14 protein-coding genes, 1 pseudogene and 1 riboswitch are annotated in these 15,709 nt (G+C 36.0%); of the genes and pseudogenes, 13 read left to right on the top strand and 2 right to left on the bottom strand.

Features of this window, described 5'->3' with window-relative positions:
• Nucleotides 1-738 precede the first annotated feature (738 nt).
• The 13 genes and pseudogenes from FHP05_RS07195 to FHP05_RS07135 all read left to right on the top strand — a co-directional run.
• Nucleotides 739-1,314 (top strand): annotated as a pseudogene (locus FHP05_RS07195) (class I SAM-dependent methyltransferase); the annotation flags it as partial.
• Between the two features lie 72 nt (nucleotides 1,315-1,386).
• A complete protein-coding gene (locus FHP05_RS07190; protein ID WP_147667052.1) occupies nucleotides 1,387-1,854 on the top strand; it encodes an S-ribosylhomocysteine lyase in 468 nt (155 codons plus the stop codon).
• Nucleotides 1,855-1,870: 16 nt separating this feature from the next.
• Entirely contained in the window at nucleotides 1,871-2,797 is a 927-nt protein-coding gene (locus tag FHP05_RS07185; protein ID WP_147666591.1) for a PLP-dependent cysteine synthase family protein, read from the top strand.
• The gene (locus FHP05_RS07180; protein WP_147666590.1) at nucleotides 2,797-3,927 is read left to right on the top strand and encodes a bifunctional cystathionine gamma-lyase/homocysteine desulfhydrase; all 1,131 of its coding nucleotides are present in this window, start codon (nucleotides 2,797-2,799) and stop codon (nucleotides 3,925-3,927) included. The genes FHP05_RS07185 and FHP05_RS07180 overlap by 1 nt, the downstream gene beginning before the upstream one ends.
• A 116-nt stretch (nucleotides 3,928-4,043) precedes the next feature.
• Nucleotides 4,044-4,156: riboswitch (SAM riboswitch) on the top strand.
• A 172-nt stretch (nucleotides 4,157-4,328) separates the two neighbouring features.
• A complete protein-coding gene (locus tag FHP05_RS07175) occupies nucleotides 4,329-5,000 on the top strand; it encodes a carboxymuconolactone decarboxylase family protein (protein WP_147666588.1) in 672 nt (223 codons plus the stop codon).
• Nucleotides 5,001-5,016: 16 nt separating this feature from the next.
• Nucleotides 5,017-5,565, top strand: a complete 549-nt coding sequence (ssuE, locus tag FHP05_RS07170) for an NADPH-dependent FMN reductase (protein WP_147666586.1) — start codon at nucleotides 5,017-5,019, stop codon at nucleotides 5,563-5,565.
• Complete coding sequence (locus tag FHP05_RS07165) at nucleotides 5,562-6,962, top strand: LLM class flavin-dependent oxidoreductase (RefSeq protein WP_147666584.1); 1,401 nt, start codon at nucleotides 5,562-5,564, stop codon at nucleotides 6,960-6,962. Before ssuE ends, FHP05_RS07165 begins: the two co-directional genes overlap by 4 nt.
• A gap of 15 nt (nucleotides 6,963-6,977) precedes the next feature.
• Nucleotides 6,978-8,129 carry an acyl-CoA dehydrogenase family protein gene (locus FHP05_RS07160; protein ID WP_147666583.1) on the top strand — a complete coding sequence of 384 codons (1,152 nt, stop codon included), beginning with the start codon at nucleotides 6,978-6,980 and terminating at the stop codon, nucleotides 8,127-8,129.
• Nucleotides 8,130-8,475: 346 nt separating this feature from the next.
• Nucleotides 8,476-9,057, top strand: a complete 582-nt coding sequence (locus FHP05_RS07155) for a TetR/AcrR family transcriptional regulator (protein ID WP_191126283.1) — start codon at nucleotides 8,476-8,478, stop codon at nucleotides 9,055-9,057.
• A 30-nt stretch (nucleotides 9,058-9,087) separates the two neighbouring features.
• Nucleotides 9,088-10,269, top strand: coding sequence for a thiolase family protein (locus tag FHP05_RS07150; protein WP_147666579.1), 1,182 nt, complete (start codon nucleotides 9,088-9,090; stop codon nucleotides 10,267-10,269).
• A gap of 27 nt (nucleotides 10,270-10,296) precedes the next feature.
• The gene (locus tag FHP05_RS07145; RefSeq protein WP_147666577.1) at nucleotides 10,297-11,136 is read left to right on the top strand and encodes a 3-hydroxyacyl-CoA dehydrogenase family protein; all 840 of its coding nucleotides are present in this window, start codon (nucleotides 10,297-10,299) and stop codon (nucleotides 11,134-11,136) included.
• Nucleotides 11,137-11,284: 148 nt separating this feature from the next.
• Nucleotides 11,285-12,790: a class I adenylate-forming enzyme family protein gene (locus FHP05_RS07140; RefSeq protein ID WP_147666575.1), complete on the top strand. Its 1,506-nt coding sequence runs from the start codon at nucleotides 11,285-11,287 to the stop codon at nucleotides 12,788-12,790.
• Nucleotides 12,791-12,956: 166 nt separating this feature from the next.
• Entirely contained in the window at nucleotides 12,957-14,573 is a 1,617-nt protein-coding gene (locus tag FHP05_RS07135) for an FMN-binding glutamate synthase family protein (RefSeq protein WP_147666572.1), read from the top strand.
• A 74-nt stretch (nucleotides 14,574-14,647) separates the two neighbouring features.
• On the opposite strand, the gene FHP05_RS07130 is transcribed toward FHP05_RS07135, so the two are convergent.
• Both FHP05_RS07130 and FHP05_RS07125 read right to left on the bottom strand, forming a co-directional pair.
• A complete protein-coding gene (locus FHP05_RS07130; RefSeq protein ID WP_147666570.1) occupies nucleotides 14,648-15,076 on the bottom strand; it encodes a DUF2935 domain-containing protein in 429 nt (142 codons plus the stop codon).
• A gap of 83 nt (nucleotides 15,077-15,159) precedes the next feature.
• Complete coding sequence (locus FHP05_RS07125; protein ID WP_147666568.1) at nucleotides 15,160-15,645, bottom strand: hypothetical protein; 486 nt, start codon at nucleotides 15,643-15,645, stop codon at nucleotides 15,160-15,162.
• Between the last annotated feature and the right edge of the window lie 64 nt (nucleotides 15,646-15,709).

Raw genomic sequence — 15,709 nt, 5'->3', positions numbered from 1 at the left:
ATGATCTGCACTAGGACTTCCTATGGGTCGTAAGAAGGAGAAGAATACAGAATGCCATGAATTTATTTACTATATAAAATGGAAAAATTTATAAATAATAATGTTTCCATGCAATTTTAGTTTTAGAATGACAAGGATTAAGAAAACATATAGATAAAATTAAATTCCTAGTTGACAACTAGGAATTATATGTCTACAATACAATTAACAAATTAGTTATATATGGAAGGAATATTTATGAAGTAAAATGAAGGACTGCCCATTGTAATTTTAATAATTAATTCTAAGCAGTATCTATTTCTGAATTCTAATTTGTTTAATTTGCACACGTAATGATGGTATACCTTACATTTATATGTTTTATCCCAGATTAACTGGCTGTAAGACGCCCACCTTAAAATATAAGAGATTCAAGATAAGATTATAAGTGGGTGAGTGGGGGCAGCAGTTAAACGTTCAATTCGTTATAGAGCCTTTATTACCATGCCATTGTGGTGCTAATAATCAGTGAAGATGAGGAAAATATCCACTGATTGAAGTTTCGTTTTATAAAATAAGTGGCACCCTTTTCTTTATGAATCATAAGGTATGAAATATAATCAATTTTTCAAGTATGAAATTTTTTTAGATCTAATTCCTAGTAATTTGGGTGGAAAAGTAAGGTATTGATCATCAAGTCATTTTATACTGCTTCATAGAGCATTTTTAAAAAATAATTATTCAAAGAAATGGGGGAGGATGATGGAAAAAGACTTTCGTTCCTTTTTTGACGAATGGTCAAAAAGTTATGATACTACCGTAAATGGTGAAGATGAAGAGTATCGCGAGGTTTTTGCGAAATACGATACTATTTTAAATGAAGTAGCTGATCGAGCTAGTTCTCCTGTTTTAGAGTTTGGTGTTGGAACAGGAAATCTAACAGAGCGATTAGAACGAAAAGGAAAACACGTTTTTGGTGTTGAACCTTCTCGAGAAATGCGGATTATTGCTAGAAAAAAATTACCAAATATAGATATTCGTGATGGGCATTTTTTACAATTTGATTCACCAAGTGAAAAAGTCCATTCAATCGTAAGTACGTATGCGTTCCACCATTTAACAGATGGTGAGAAGGAAAGGGCAATTAAACATTTTGCACATGTATTGCCATACGGTGGGAAAATAGTTTTTGCGGATACCGTTTTTGAATCAGAAGAGGCGAAAAATGAAATACAGGAATGCGCAAAGAAAAAGGGCTATAAAAGGCTATTAAAAGATTTACAGACAGAGTATTATACGACCCTGCCTATCCTAACAGAATTGATGGCGAAAAATGGATTTCAAGTAAAATATAAAAAAATGAATGATTTCGTTTGGCTAATTGAAGCCGTGAAGGAGGAAAAGAAAATGAGTAAAAAGATGAATGTAGAAAGTTTTAATTTAGATCATACGAAAGTGGATGCGCCTTATGTTCGTTTGGCTGGAGCTGTGAAAGGTGGGCATGGGGACATTGTATATAAATATGACCTTCGTTTTAAACAACCGAATAAAGAACATATGGAAATGCCTTCATTACATTCTTTGGAACATTTAATGGCAGAATTGAGTCGAAACCATGCAGAACATATTGTTGATATTAGTCCAATGGGTTGCCAGACTGGTTTTTATCTATCACTTTTAAATGACGATTCATTAGACAATGTGCATGATTTAGTTGAAAAGACATTACGAGATGTATTAAAAGCGAATGAAGTTCCTGCATGCAATGAAGTACAATGCGGTTGGGCGGCCAGTCATAGTTTAGAAGGAGCAAAAGAACTTGCTAGTGATATGTTAGCCAAGAAAGACAAGTGGCATATCGTGTTTCAACAATGATTAAAGGATGATTTGTATGAACATAGTGACTTCAGTTACCGATCTAATCGGTAAAACTCCACTTTTTGATGTGACACCGGAAGGATTACCAAAAAGAATTCGTATCGTTGCAAAATTAGAAACAGAAAATATTGGTGGAAGTGTGAAAGATCGCCTTGGTGTGTATCTAGTAAAGCGGGCTCTTGAAGAAGGAAAGATAAAAAATGGAGGAACCATTATTGAGCCGACAGCTGGAAATACAGGAATCGGACTTGCGATTGCAGCTCGTCATTATGGATTAAAACTTATCGTTACGGTACCTGAAAAATTCAGTATAGAAAAACAGCAAATTATCGGTGCCCTTGGAGGGACTGTGATAACAACACCAACAGAGGACGGCATGGATGGAGCTATTGAAAAAGCAAAACATTTACACACTGAAATATCGAATAGTTATATCCCAAATCAATTTAAAAATCCATGGAATCCGAAAGCATATCATAAGCTTGCACAGGAAATTTGGCAATCCCTTGATGGAAAAATGGATGAAATTGTTATCGGTGGTGGTTCTGGTGGCACGTTTACAGGGGTTGTAGAAGAGTTGAAAAGGCATGATGCATCCATTAGAGCCACATTTGTTCAACCAGAGGGAGCAGGAGTTTTTGGAGGAACATCACATGATTACAAAATAGAAGGAATCGGAATGGATGAACTGACTCCATTCATGAAAGAAAAACATATAGATGAAGTCATGATGATTTCAGATGAAAGAGCTTTTAGTCAAGTACAACAATTAGCACAGAACTATTCTTTGCTTGTTGGGAGTTCATCAGGTGCAGTAATGGAGGCAGCAATAAAGCGAGGAAAACAAGTGGAAGGTCCTTACACGATTGTAACGATTTTTCCAGATCGAGCAGATCGCTATTTAAGTTCTGGAATCTTTGATGAAAGGTGGAAAAAATGATGAGAAAGAAAACAGCTCTCATACATGGAGGTGTTTCGGTTGATCCGAACACTGGTGCACTATCATTACCAATTTCTCAAGCAAGTACATTTCGTCAAAAGAAAGTTGGTGATTTTGTTTATGAGTATGCTCGTACAGGTAATCCGACACGGGAAGGTGTAGAAACACTTATTGCAGACTTAGAAGGTGGTGATCGTGGTTTTGCCTTTGCTTCGGGGATGGCCGCTATTACAACGGTGATGGATTTATTTAAAAAAGGAGATCACCTTATTGTGACAGATGATGTGTATGGTGGGACATATCGGTTCTTTACGAAGGTTCTTGCAAATCGAGGAATACAGGTTGACTTTGTTGATACGAGTGATGAAGCAGCAGTAAGAAAAGCAATTCAGTCAGAAACAAAAGCACTTTATTTAGAAACACCAACAAATCCATTATTGAAAATAACATCCATACAAACAATGGGTGAGATTGCAAAAGAGATAGGGGCGCTACTAATCGTTGATAATACATTTAGCACTCCTTATTGGCAAACTCCAATTGCGAAAGGTGCTGATATTGTCGTTCATAGTGCAACAAAATATTTAGGTGGACATAGTGATGTTGTAGCAGGATTAGTCGTGACAGCAAATCGTCAACTAAGCGAGCATCTTGCATTTCTGCAAAACAGTACAGGAGCTGTTCTTGGCCCGAATGATAGTTGGCTTGTACAACGCGGGATGAAAACACTTGGCGTTCGCATGGAAGAAATCGAACAAAATACAAGTGCGATAGCAAATTTTCTAAACCAGCATAAAGCAGTAGAAAAAGTCTATTATCCAGGGCTTTCCAATCATCAAGGACGAGAAGTTCATATTTCACAGGCAAATGGTTTTGGTGGGATGTTATCTTTTACCGTAAAAGATGAATCAACAGCCCTTCGTGTACTCGATCGTGTTCAGTATTTTACATTAGCGGAAAGTTTAGGAGCTGTGGAAAGTTTAATCTCTCTTCCAGCAAAAATGACACATGCTTCCATTCCTCGAGAACGAAGGTTAGAACTTGGAATTGAAGATGGGCTCATTCGTCTATCGGTAGGTTTAGAGGATGTACATGATTTAATCGATGATTTAGATCAAGCATTAGCATAATTTCTATTAACTATGATTTGATATATTTTTTTAAATAAAAAATATTTTCAAAAAACACTTGACAATACAGAAAATTATAGGTAAATTATTAATAAGCTTTTAATTGAATATTCGTTTCCTTATCAAGAGTTGGGGGAGGAATCTGGTCCGTCGATCCCACGGCAACCGTCATGAATGATGTTCGTGAAAAGGTGCTAAATCCAGCAGATATTTGTCTGACAGATGAGGAAGAGACCTAACAATAATGTGAAACCTCTTCCAATCTAGGAAGAGGTTTTTTGATTGACTTCCAAGAAATAAGGGCAGAAACATATATTTTTTAATTTTAAATCATAGTAAACAGATAAGGATATCGGATATTAATTGAAAGTTAAAATATGTTATGAAAGAGGGATTTTATAATGGGAGTAACGAAAACGAAAGAAAGTTTGTATAAGAGAACTTATTTTGATCAAATTACAAAACTACAAAACCATGCGAAGCCTTCGTATGAAGCATTTTTAAACTTCAATCAAGAGGTGTTTAAAGAAAGTCACTTAACAACAAAGTTAAAAGAGCTAATCGCCGTAGCGGTTGCCCATGTAACAGGTTGTGCTTACTGTATTGATATCCACACAAAAGCAGCTAAAAAGGAAGGAGTCACAAAAGGGGAATTATCTGAAGCTATATTTGTTGCAACAGCTCTAAAAGCTGGTTCAGCATTTGCACATGGGGCCAACGCTATTCGTTCATACGATGATGAAGCAGAAGATGAATTGTATAAGGGAAGTTATTTTTCAAAAGTAAATCAATTATCAGCATCACAGCCGGATACTTTTCAAGCATTTATAACATTTACAAATCAAGCTTTAAAAGAGGGGGCACTCACTGTCTTAGAAAAAGAGTTCATTGCCGTAGCAGTCGCCCATGTAACAGGTTGTGCTTATTGTATTGATATTCATACAAAAGCAGCTAAAAAAGAAGATGCAACAAAAGAACAGCTAACAGAAGTGATATTTGTAGCAACAGCCTTAAAAGCAGGTTCTGTCTTTGCTCATGGTGTAAATGCGATTAATGCATTTGAAGCCGATTAAGAAAGGAGAGTAACCGTTGACACATATTATCACAATTTGCGGAAGTCCATCAGAACAATCGAGATCAGAAACTGTTATCGATTATTTGAAATTGCATCTTAAGAAATACGAGTATACATGTGAAGAGATTCAATTAACGGATTTACCGACTGATGTGTTAATGAAAGGAATTTACGGTCATCCCGTAATCAATCAACTCACACAACAAATCAATCTAGCCGATGGGATAATCATCTGTTGTCCGGTATACAAGGGAGCATATCCCGGAGTATTAAAGGCATTTCTTGATCTTTTACCGCAGAATATCTTTCAAGGAAAAGTGGTGTACCCATTAATGGTTGGTGGTACGAGAGCCCATTTATTAGCACTAGAGTTTACGTTAAAGCCTTTGCTTCAACAATTAAAGGGAGAATGTTTGTCAGGAGTATTTATTTTAGAATCAGAATTAAAGCGTGGTGTAGAGCTATCTTCATCTATTACTAATCAAAAATTAGCAAAGAGAGTCCATCAACAATTAACAGAATTTACGGAAAAAATAATATATAAAAGAGGTGTACATGTATGAGTAAAAAACAAATTCATTTGAATGGTTTTGCACAAAACACGGTGTCTCCGCATGCGATAGGCTTATGGAAACATCCAGAACATGAAGGCCATCTACATGGAACTTTAGATTATTGGACAAAATTAGCAAAGACTCTTGAAAAGGGAAAATTTGATGCTTTATTTCTTGCAGATGTGATTGGTATGTATGATGTTTATAAAAACAATTATCAAACGGCAATTGAGCAAGCTGTACAAGTGCCTGCCCATGATCCATTTCTAATCATTTCTGCTATGGCTCAAGCTACTAAAAATCTTGGTTTTGCTGTAACGGCTTCAGCTACTTATATTGAACCATATCAATTAGCGAGGAAGTTTTCGACACTGGATCATCTTACAAAAGGACGTATTGGTTGGAATATCGTGACATCCTATTTAGAAAGTGAAGCAATAAATTTAGGATTAAACAAGCAAATCGCACATGATGAACGTTACGACCGGGCAGATGAATATATGGACGTTGTTTATAAATTATGGGAGAAAAGTTGGGAAGATGATGCCGTCATTTTTGATTTGGAAAATGATTGTTTTGCTGATGCCGATAAAGTTCACGCGATTCAACACGAAGGGAATTATTTCAAAGTACCTGGTGTTCATTTAATTGAGCCATCCCTTCAAAGGACACCAATGTTATTTCAAGCGGGCGCTTCAACAAGAGGAAGAGATTTTGCAGCCAAACATGCGGAAGCAATCTTTACAAATACACAAAATACAAAGGATGCCATTCCTGAATTACAGGCTTTCATTCAGGATATGACTAGACGTTTAGAAAAAAATGGCCGTCATCGTGAAAATGTGAAGATTATTCCAGCAGTTGTTCCTATTGTGGGTTCAACAGAAGAAGAAGCAAATAAAAAATATCAAGAATTAAAAAGTTATGTAAGTTATGAAGGTGCTGCAGCATTATTATCCGGACATTCTGGGATTGACTTTTCGAAATTGAATCCAGATGATTATGTAGAGAATTTAAAAACAGATGCAATGCAAAGTCGCCTTGAAAATTATACATCAACAGATCCAAACCATAAATGGACAGTGCGAGATGCTGTTTTATATCATGGTTTTAGTCTTGGATCAGCAGTTCTTGTAGGTACACCAGAGCAAATTGCCGATGAACTTGTTACTTTGTCAACTGAAGGTGGGGTAGATGGATTTAATATTCGTCAAACGATTAATCCAGGGACATTGAATGATTTCGTGGAATATGTTGTGCCAGAATTACAAAGACGTGGTGTTTATAGAAAAGAATATGAAGGAAAAACATTACGAGAAAATTTTTTCGGAAAAGATCAGAAGCAGTTGACACAAAATCATTATGGAAAGCATGTAGAGATTAAAGAGAAGCTACAATCTTTATAAGTAGGGAGGGAAAGCATGGAATCATTTTTTATTAAAACAGAAAAACAGCGTAAAATGATTAAAAAAGTTAATTCTCTTGTTCCACGATTTCAAGAACGGGAATATTTATTAGATGAAAAAGGAAGCTTTCCATATCAAAATATACAAGATTTAATTGATATAGGATATACAAAGTTATCCTTACCAACCATTTATGATGGAGATAATATTTCTGCATATGATCTTGTGTTATACCAAGAAAATATTGCTAAAGGGGATGGCTCAACAGCACTTTCCATTGGTTGGCATATGAGTACATTAATTGCAATGCGCGGAGAACGTTCTTGGCCAAAGGAATTATATGATTACGTTTGTGAAAAAGTTCAACATGGTGCTTTAATTAATTATGTGTTATCAGAACGTGGGCAGGGAAGTCCGACACGAGGTGCTAGATTACAAACAGTAGCTAAAAAAGCTCCAGCTGGCTGGGAAATCACTGGTAGAAAGTCATTTGCAACCATGGCACCAGCACTAGATTATATGATTATTTCTGCATTAGTAGAAGAAGGAGGGGAAGAAAGAGAGGCCTTTTTCTTGGTTCCAAGTAAATGTGAAGGTGTATCCATTGATGAAGTATGGGATAGTGTTGCTCTACGTGGTACGGCAAGTCATGATATTGTTTTTCATCAAGTCGTTATTCCAGAAAACTTCCTCGTGGATCAAACCTCTGTACCTGAAACAGTGAAACGATCGACTGGAGGATTATTACATGTTCCTGCTTGTTATCTAGGTATTGCACAAGCTGCTTATGAATATGCATTAGATTTCGCACTTCATTATACACCAGGTAATAGAAAACAGCCCATTTTTCATGCCACTCATATAAAGGAAAGAATTGGTCGTATCCAATTACTATTAGCTCAATCACGTCACTTACTCTACAGTGTTGCAGAAAAATTTGATGGATTGGATGATAAAGAAGTATTATATCCTCATCTAGCAGCAGCTAAATATACGGTGACAAATCATGCGCTTGATATTGTTGATCTTGCAATGCGTGTAACAGGGGCTCGAAGTCTTTCAGAAAAAAATCCATTACAGCGTTATTATACCAATGTTCGGGCGGGATTACATAACCCTCCAGCAGATGATGAAATTTTAAATATGTTAGCAATGAGTGTAGTTTAATAATATAAGAAAACCTTGTGAATGAATGACATTCACAAGGTTTTTTAGTAAGTTTATTTATCGCAGTTTAACTGGCTGTAGAATAATAAGTGGAGGATCAACAGCTAGTAAAAGCTCGATTCGTTCAATTAAACAATTAGTGGGTTAAGAAGAAAACTCCCACTGATTGTTAGTTTCACTATATAAAAAACTACCGTATGAATGAAAACTTTTATCATTTTAAAAAACATTAAACATCGTTCAAATTTTAAACAATGTTTAAAAATGTCTTGATTTTCAAATTTTCAGTCATTATAATGAGGGTAATTAGTTTATTTGGAACATAAATTAGGTGATAGAAATGACGATGGCGGAAAGGAAAGCATTTAATAAACGAGAAAAAATTATCAAGTCAGCAATTAAAATTGTTAATCGCCGTGGGTATTCAGGTACCACAATGGAGGAGGTAGCAGCTGAGTTACTGATGACGAAGGGCTCGCTTTACTATTATTTTAAGAACAAAAGTGATCTCATGTTTCAATGTAATAGTATTGTCCTTTTAGAAGCACAGGAAGATCTTAAAAGAGTCTTATTGGATGAATCATTATCTATTAAAAAACGATTACAGGAAATGGTATTTATTCATATTCATTATGCCATTGAAGAGAATGAAGTATTTAATTTAATCATGCGTCCAGAACAATTATTTAGTGAGGAGCAATTGGAAGAGGTATTACACTTAAGGGATGAGTATGCTGCTTTTTTTGATAAAATTATTGCCAAAGGGATAGAGACGAAAGACTTTAACACGGAAGATCCAATTATGCTCCGTATGTTTATTCTCGGAGCGATGAATTGGATTCAACAATGGTATAAACCAAATGGAAGATTATCAAAAAAAGAGATTCAACAGCGATTTTGGAATTATATTTTGAAACTATTAACATAAGAAATAAGAATTTATATTAGGAGGAATATCATGGAAAATGTCTATCTTATTGATGGAGCAAGAACTGCATTTACTTCATTTGGTGGTTCTTTTAAACAGATAACTGCCGATGAATTAGGGGTAGTTACGGCGAAGGAGGCATTGAAGCGGGCAAAGGTGTCTCCCGAACATGTTGATCATGTCATTTATGGAAATGTCATCCACACGAGTAAAAGTGCTGCATATTTAGCTAGACATATCGCATTACATGCAGGAGTACCCCAGGAAGTTGGAGCACTTATTGTGAATCGTCTTTGTGGTTCAGGAACACAGTCAATTGTTTCTGGTGCACAATCCATTTTGTTAGGTGAGGCCAACATTGTACTTGCAGGTGGTGCCGAAAATATGAGTATGGCACCATATTCAAATTTTCATATTCGTTTTCAAGGTCCAAAAATGGGTGTTCTAGCTTATGATGATATGTTACAAGCAACATTATTAGATAAATATACGGGAGATGCGATGGGGATAACAGCTGAAAATTTGGCAGATATGTATCATATTTCACGGGAAGAACAGGATGAATTCGCTGTTTTGTCACATAAACGAGCAAATGAAGCAGTTGAAAACGGGATATTTCAAAAGGAAATTGTTCCTGTGGAAGTAAAAACAAGGCACGGAACAATTATGATTAATGAAGATGAACATATTCGTCCAGATGTAAATTTTAATGATATGGCTAAGTTACGACCAGTCTTTAAAAAAGACGGGACAGTTACAGCTGGTAACTCATCTGGGATTAATGATGGGGCTGCTTCTGTGATCATTGCTAGTGAAACAGCTGTTGAAAATCATCATTTAACCCCGATTGCAAAAATAGTAAGCTGGTCAACTGTCGGAGTAGATCCATCCATTATGGGAATTGGCCCAGTTCCTGCAATAAAAACAGCATTAGAAAAAGCATCCTTATCGATTCAAGATATCGATTTATTTGAAATAAATGAAGCATTCTCTGCTCAATATTTAGCGGTGGAAAAGGAGCTTGGTTTAAATCGCGAGAAAGTAAATGTAAATGGTGGGGCAATTGCACTCGGCCATCCAGTCGGGGTATCAGGTACACGGATCGTTTTATCGGCTGCATATGAATTAATGAAAAGACAAGGAAAGTATGCAATAGCAAGTCTTTGTATTGGTGGTGGGCAAGGAATTGCAATGGTTATTGAAAGGGTATAATAGAATATTTTTGAAAGGAAGTGTGGAATGAAAATAGGTGTAGTAGGTTCGGGTATTATGGGAAATGGAATTGCACAAGTTTTCGCCATGTCGGGACATACCGTAATATTATCTGATTTAAACAAACAAGCACTTGATAAAGCAGAGTTAGTAATCAACCAAAATGTAGAACGTGTATTAAAAAAATCAAATCAATTGGATAAAAAACAGACTGTATTAGACTGTCTAACATATACGACAGATAATTCATTATTAAAGGACGCTGACTTAATTGTCGAGGCAGTTACAGAAAATATGGAAGTTAAAAGGTCTGTTTTTAAAGAACTAGACTCATTTTGTACATCGAAAACAATCCTTGCGACAAATACATCTGGTTTAAGTATCACGGAACTAGCAAATATGACAAATCGTCCAGGAAAAGTGTGTGGAATGCACTTTTTTAATCCTGTTCCTGTCATGAAATTAGTTGAAATTGTGCGTGGTGCTGAAACAACGGATGAAACCATTCAGTTTGTTCAATCACTGACAAAAGAAATGGAAAAGGTCAGCATTGTTGCCAAGGATTCACCACTATTTGTCGTTAATCGAATTTTAATACCAATGCTGAGTGAAGCGATGTTTGTGTATGGAGAAGGCATTGCTTCGGCTGAAGATATTGATAGTGGCATGGTATATGGTACGAATCAACCAATTGGCCCACTTCGACTTGCAGATATGATTGGTTTAGATACATTGTTGTATGTACAAGAAACACTATTAGAAGAAACTGGGGATTCGAAATATCGTATTCCACCTATCTTAAAACAGCTTGTCAGAGCAGGGCATTATGGGAGAAAGACGAATAAAGGATTCTATACGTATGAATGAAAATAGTTTCACATTATATTTAACTATTCTATAAAATTTCACAGACACATCATGGAACGCATAAATGTAAGCGTTTTACTTCGTTAATTATTTTTAGTGATTTGTTTATAACAGGTGAAAAATAATTACAATCTAAAGAGGTGTCTATATGTTAATAACAGAGAAATTTGCAGAGTGGGTTCGGATTCAACCGGAAAAAATATATACGTATTATGAAGATCGGGAGTGGTCGTATCAATCATTTTTTACAAAGGCAAAGCGTGTTGCTGCTTATTTTCAACAGCGAGGATATAAAAAAGGAGATACTATCGCCCTTTATGCTTTAAATTCGGACCATTTTTTAGTTTGTTATTATGGAATCCAATTAGGTGGATTTACACTGATGCCCATCAATACGAAATTAGTACCTAAAGAAGTGGATTATATTTTGCATCATTCGGAAGCGCGGTCTATTATTTATGATTATCATCTATCTGAAACATTAACAAAAGTTTCCTATGAATTTGACGAAAAAATTGTAATTGGTGGGAAAGATACTTTAGGCGAAATTTTACAGGATGAATCATTACCATTTAATCCGATTACATTAGATGGAGAAGATACTGCAGCAATTCTGTATACTTCTGGAACTACTGGGAAACCAAAGGGTGTCATGTTATCCCATTATAATATAGAAGCAGCAGCAACCATTTGGGCAGAAGCAATGAACATGACGAATAATGACCGTATGCTTATTTCAACTCCATTATTTCACTGTGCAGCAAGTCATGTATTTGCAATACCAGTGACATATGCTGGTGGCTCGGTTGTAATTGAAAAAAACTTTTCCTCTAAAAGTACATTACAAGCATTTGAACGCTATAAACCAACGATTTTCTTTGGTGTTCCAGCAATGTATAACATTTTATTAAACTTACCAGATATGAAAAATACCAATGTATCTTCATTACGTATGTTTGCCTATGGTGCTGCACCAATGCCATATGAGCTTCTCAAGAAATTAAAGGAGACGTTTCCACAAATTGCTGTTCAAAATATGTATGGTCAAACGGAAAACTCTCCTGCTGCTACGACATTGAAAGATCATCTAGCCTTGGAGAAGGTTGGCTCTGTTGGGGAAATTTTACCTAAAACAGAAGTAAAGATTGTCGATGACAAAGGAAATGAATTGCCATATGGGGAAATTGGAGAGATTGTTATTCGAGGCCCACAGGTAATGAAAGGATATTTAAAAGACCCGGAAGCAACCAATGCTGTGATTAAAAAGGGCTGGTTATATTCTGGTGATTTAGGAAAGTTTGATGAGGAACAATTGCTTTTTATTGTTGACCGAAAAAAAGATATGATCATTCGTGGTGGAGAAAATGTCTATCCAATAGAGATTGAAGAAATATTGTACGAAATACCTGAAGTATTAGAAGCAGCAGTAGTCGGTGTGTCACATCACATATATGGAGAAATTCCAATTGCAATCGTCGTAATTAAATATGGAAAAAGCATAACAGAAGAAGATATTATTGCTTATTGCAACCATAAAGTAGCGAACTATAAAATTCCTACAGCTGTCTATTTTATGGATGAATTACCTCGAAATGCATCTGGGAAAGTGTTGAAACATATTTTAAGGGAAAAATATGCATATGTAGAAAGCTAACATTTAAAAACAGGACTTCACCTTAAGGGAGAGTCCTGTTTTTATGAATACAGGTAAAAAGGATATTAGAACTAGAAGCAGAAATGATTGTTGGAAGGCTAAATGCATATTTTTCCATTGTACGTACCATCCTAAATATGTAAATCTATTTTAGGAGGGGAAATGAATGGAAGTTGCAAATATTCTGGTTATCATTAGTTTTATAACGGTTGTTATTTTGATGCTAATTATCATTATATTCGGTATCTACATGTTTTTTATTGACCGACATCAAAAGCAACATCCAGTGCTTCGGAATTATCCAGTCCTTGGAAGAATGCGTTATTTTCTTGAAAAGCTTGGTCCGGAGCTACGGCAATATTTGTTTGATCATGATAATGAAGCAAAGCCATTTTCCAGACGCGAATATCAACATATTGTTCGGAAGGCTAAATATAAACGAGATGTCATCGGTTTTGGGTCTCAACGTGATTTTCAAGAAGCTGGATTTTATGTAAGTAATTCCGTGTTCCCGAAATTAACTGAAGAGGTGAAGATGGACCGAAAGACAAAAGTAAGGAACAAACGGTATTTGTTATTAAAAGACCCTTTATTCACTCAACGAGAAGAACGTATGGAAGAACATGAATCATTGGCTTATTTATTAGATGAGAAAGATACAATTATTATAGGAAAGTATACAAAATATCCATTCAAAGTGAGAGGACAGATTGGCATGTCTGCTATGAGTTATGGATCCCTTGGTGAACGAGCAATCACTGCACTTTCTGAAGGGCTTGGTATGGCTAAAGGGACATGGATGAATACAGGGGAAGGTGGGCTATCTGATTATCATTTAATGGGAAACACAGATATCATTATGCAGATTGGACCAGGTTTATTTGGTGTTCGAGATTCAGAGGGTAATTTCAGCTGGGATGCATTACTTGAAAAGAGTAAAATACCTCAAGTCCGTGCTTTTGAATTGAAATTAGGACAGGGAGCAAAAACACGTGGAGGACATTTAGATGCTGAGAAGGTAAGTGAGAAAATAGCGAGTATACGGATGATTGAGCCATTTAAATCAGTGGATAGTCCGAATCGTTTTAAAGACCTTGCCGATTTTCCTTCTTTATTTGATTTTATTGAGAAAATACGAAACCATACCGGAAAGCCAGTTGGAATCAAAATGGTAATTGGAAATCAACGTGAAGCAGATGAGCTTGCCAGGCAAATAAAGGAATTAAACAAAGGTCCTGACTTTATTACAGTTGATGGTGGTGAAGGTGGAACAGGCGCCTCTTATCAAGAACTTGCAGATAGTGTGGGTTTGCCAATTCATTCTGCATTACCACTTGTAGACCATGCATTGAAGAAACATGCAGTACGCGATAGAGTGAAAATTATTGCCTCAGGGAAGTTATTTTCTCCAGATAGGGTAGCTATCGCACTTGCAATGGGAGCAGATTTAGTGAATATTGCTAGAGCATTTATGATTACGGTTGGCTGTATTCAAACGCTAAAATGTCATTCAAATGTTTGTCCAGTTGGTGTTGCGACAACTGATCCAAACTTACAAAAAGCACTTGTTATTGATGAAAAAAAACATCGTGCTGCTAATTATGTTATTGCTATGCGTAAAGGGTTATTTCGTATTGCTGCAGCTGCTGGTCTTGAATCACCTATTTACTTTAATAGGAATCACATTGTGTATAAAGATGAAACAGGCCATATTTGGTCATTGGATGAAATATATGAATCCATTGTCCATGGGAAGAAAACATTACCAAATACGAATGGGTAACAAATGAAAGTAAATCATAACTAAAAACAGAACAATGATAATATTTCATCGTTCTGTTTTTAGATGGAACGACATTAATTTTCTTCATACAGAATCGTTTGCGCAATACCCATGAAATATTCGGATTCTACAATAATATGATTCAGGACAACTACTGCAGTTGAATTATCTTTGATGACTTCACTATAGTCCCTAATATGCCTACATAAATCAATAAATCCTTGGCTTTGTTCTAAACAAAATGTAACTAATTGTAATACATCTTCGTATAGTGTCGGGGTGATGTTATTTTTTGATCGAATCACTGTTTCAATGAAACGCTCTACATATTGATGTGTGTTACTTAGTGCCTTTTCCCACTCGTTCAGTGCAGTGACATATTTTTCTTCTAAATTTTTTACTAATTCACGAATAACAACAGTATGTTCTTCCTCTTGATGTTTCCAAAACTCACATTCATCCAGTACCCTTAAAGGCATTTGGTTCCCATAATAAAATTGCATTTTCCAATCCCCCCATTTTGATGTATCCATTAGAATCTATTCCTATTGATTGTAAAATATGAAAAATGGAATAAAGGTAGCTGTTAACTTATCTGATTGGAAGCTCCCACTTCCAGATAAGGTTGAAAATCCCGATATAATGCTCCGAAACCCGATATCTGCGTTTGAATCCCGATATCCGCACCTGAATCCCGATATAATGCTCTGAATCCCGATATCCGTGCTCTGAATCCCGATATAATGCTCCGAATCCCGATATCCGCGCCTGAATCCCGATATAATGCTCCGAATCCCGATATATTGCTCTGAATCCCGATATAATGCTCCGAATCCCGATATATTGCTCTGAATCCCGATATAATGCCGCGAATCCCGATATCCGCTCCTGAATCCCGATATAATGCTCTGAATCCCGATATATGCGCCTGAATCCCGATATAACGCTCCGAATCCCGATATCCGCGCCTGAATCCCGATATAATGCTCCGAAACCCGATATCCACGCTTGAATCCCGATATAATGAGTCAAGTCCTAAATCCTGTGTAAAATCCCAAATACAAGTTTTCAACTTTTTATAATCTATGATTGAATTTTATTTGTTTGGGAGGGGTACCCCTCCCAAACAAATAAAA

Source organism: Cerasibacillus terrae, from assembly GCF_008039555.1.
GTDB classification, from domain to species: Bacteria; Bacillota; Bacilli; order Bacillales; family Amphibacillaceae; genus Cerasibacillus; species Cerasibacillus terrae.
This window is presented reverse-complemented; position numbering and strand designations above follow the sequence as displayed.

Coding starts and splice junctions, on each gene's coding strand:
- FHP05_RS07190 (WP_147667052.1), top strand. CDS start 1,387: ATGAGTAAAAAGATGAATGTAGAAAGTTTTAATTTAGATCATACGAAA.
- FHP05_RS07185 (WP_147666591.1), top strand. CDS start 1,871: ATGAACATAGTGACTTCAGTTACCGATCTAATCGGTAAAACTCCACTT.
- FHP05_RS07180 (WP_147666590.1), top strand. CDS start 2,797: ATGAGAAAGAAAACAGCTCTCATACATGGAGGTGTTTCGGTTGATCCG.
- FHP05_RS07175 (WP_147666588.1), top strand. CDS start 4,329: ATGGGAGTAACGAAAACGAAAGAAAGTTTGTATAAGAGAACTTATTTT.
- FHP05_RS07165 (WP_147666584.1), top strand. CDS start 5,562: ATGAGTAAAAAACAAATTCATTTGAATGGTTTTGCACAAAACACGGTG.
- FHP05_RS07160 (WP_147666583.1), top strand. CDS start 6,978: ATGGAATCATTTTTTATTAAAACAGAAAAACAGCGTAAAATGATTAAA.
- FHP05_RS07155 (WP_191126283.1), top strand. CDS start 8,476: ATGGCGGAAAGGAAAGCATTTAATAAACGAGAAAAAATTATCAAGTCA.
- FHP05_RS07150 (WP_147666579.1), top strand. CDS start 9,088: ATGGAAAATGTCTATCTTATTGATGGAGCAAGAACTGCATTTACTTCA.
- FHP05_RS07145 (WP_147666577.1), top strand. CDS start 10,297: ATGAAAATAGGTGTAGTAGGTTCGGGTATTATGGGAAATGGAATTGCA.
- FHP05_RS07140 (WP_147666575.1), top strand. CDS start 11,285: ATGTTAATAACAGAGAAATTTGCAGAGTGGGTTCGGATTCAACCGGAA.
- FHP05_RS07135 (WP_147666572.1), top strand. CDS start 12,957: ATGGAAGTTGCAAATATTCTGGTTATCATTAGTTTTATAACGGTTGTT.
- FHP05_RS07130 (WP_147666570.1), bottom strand. CDS start 15,076: ATGCAATTTTATTATGGGAACCAAATGCCTTTAAGGGTACTGGATGAA.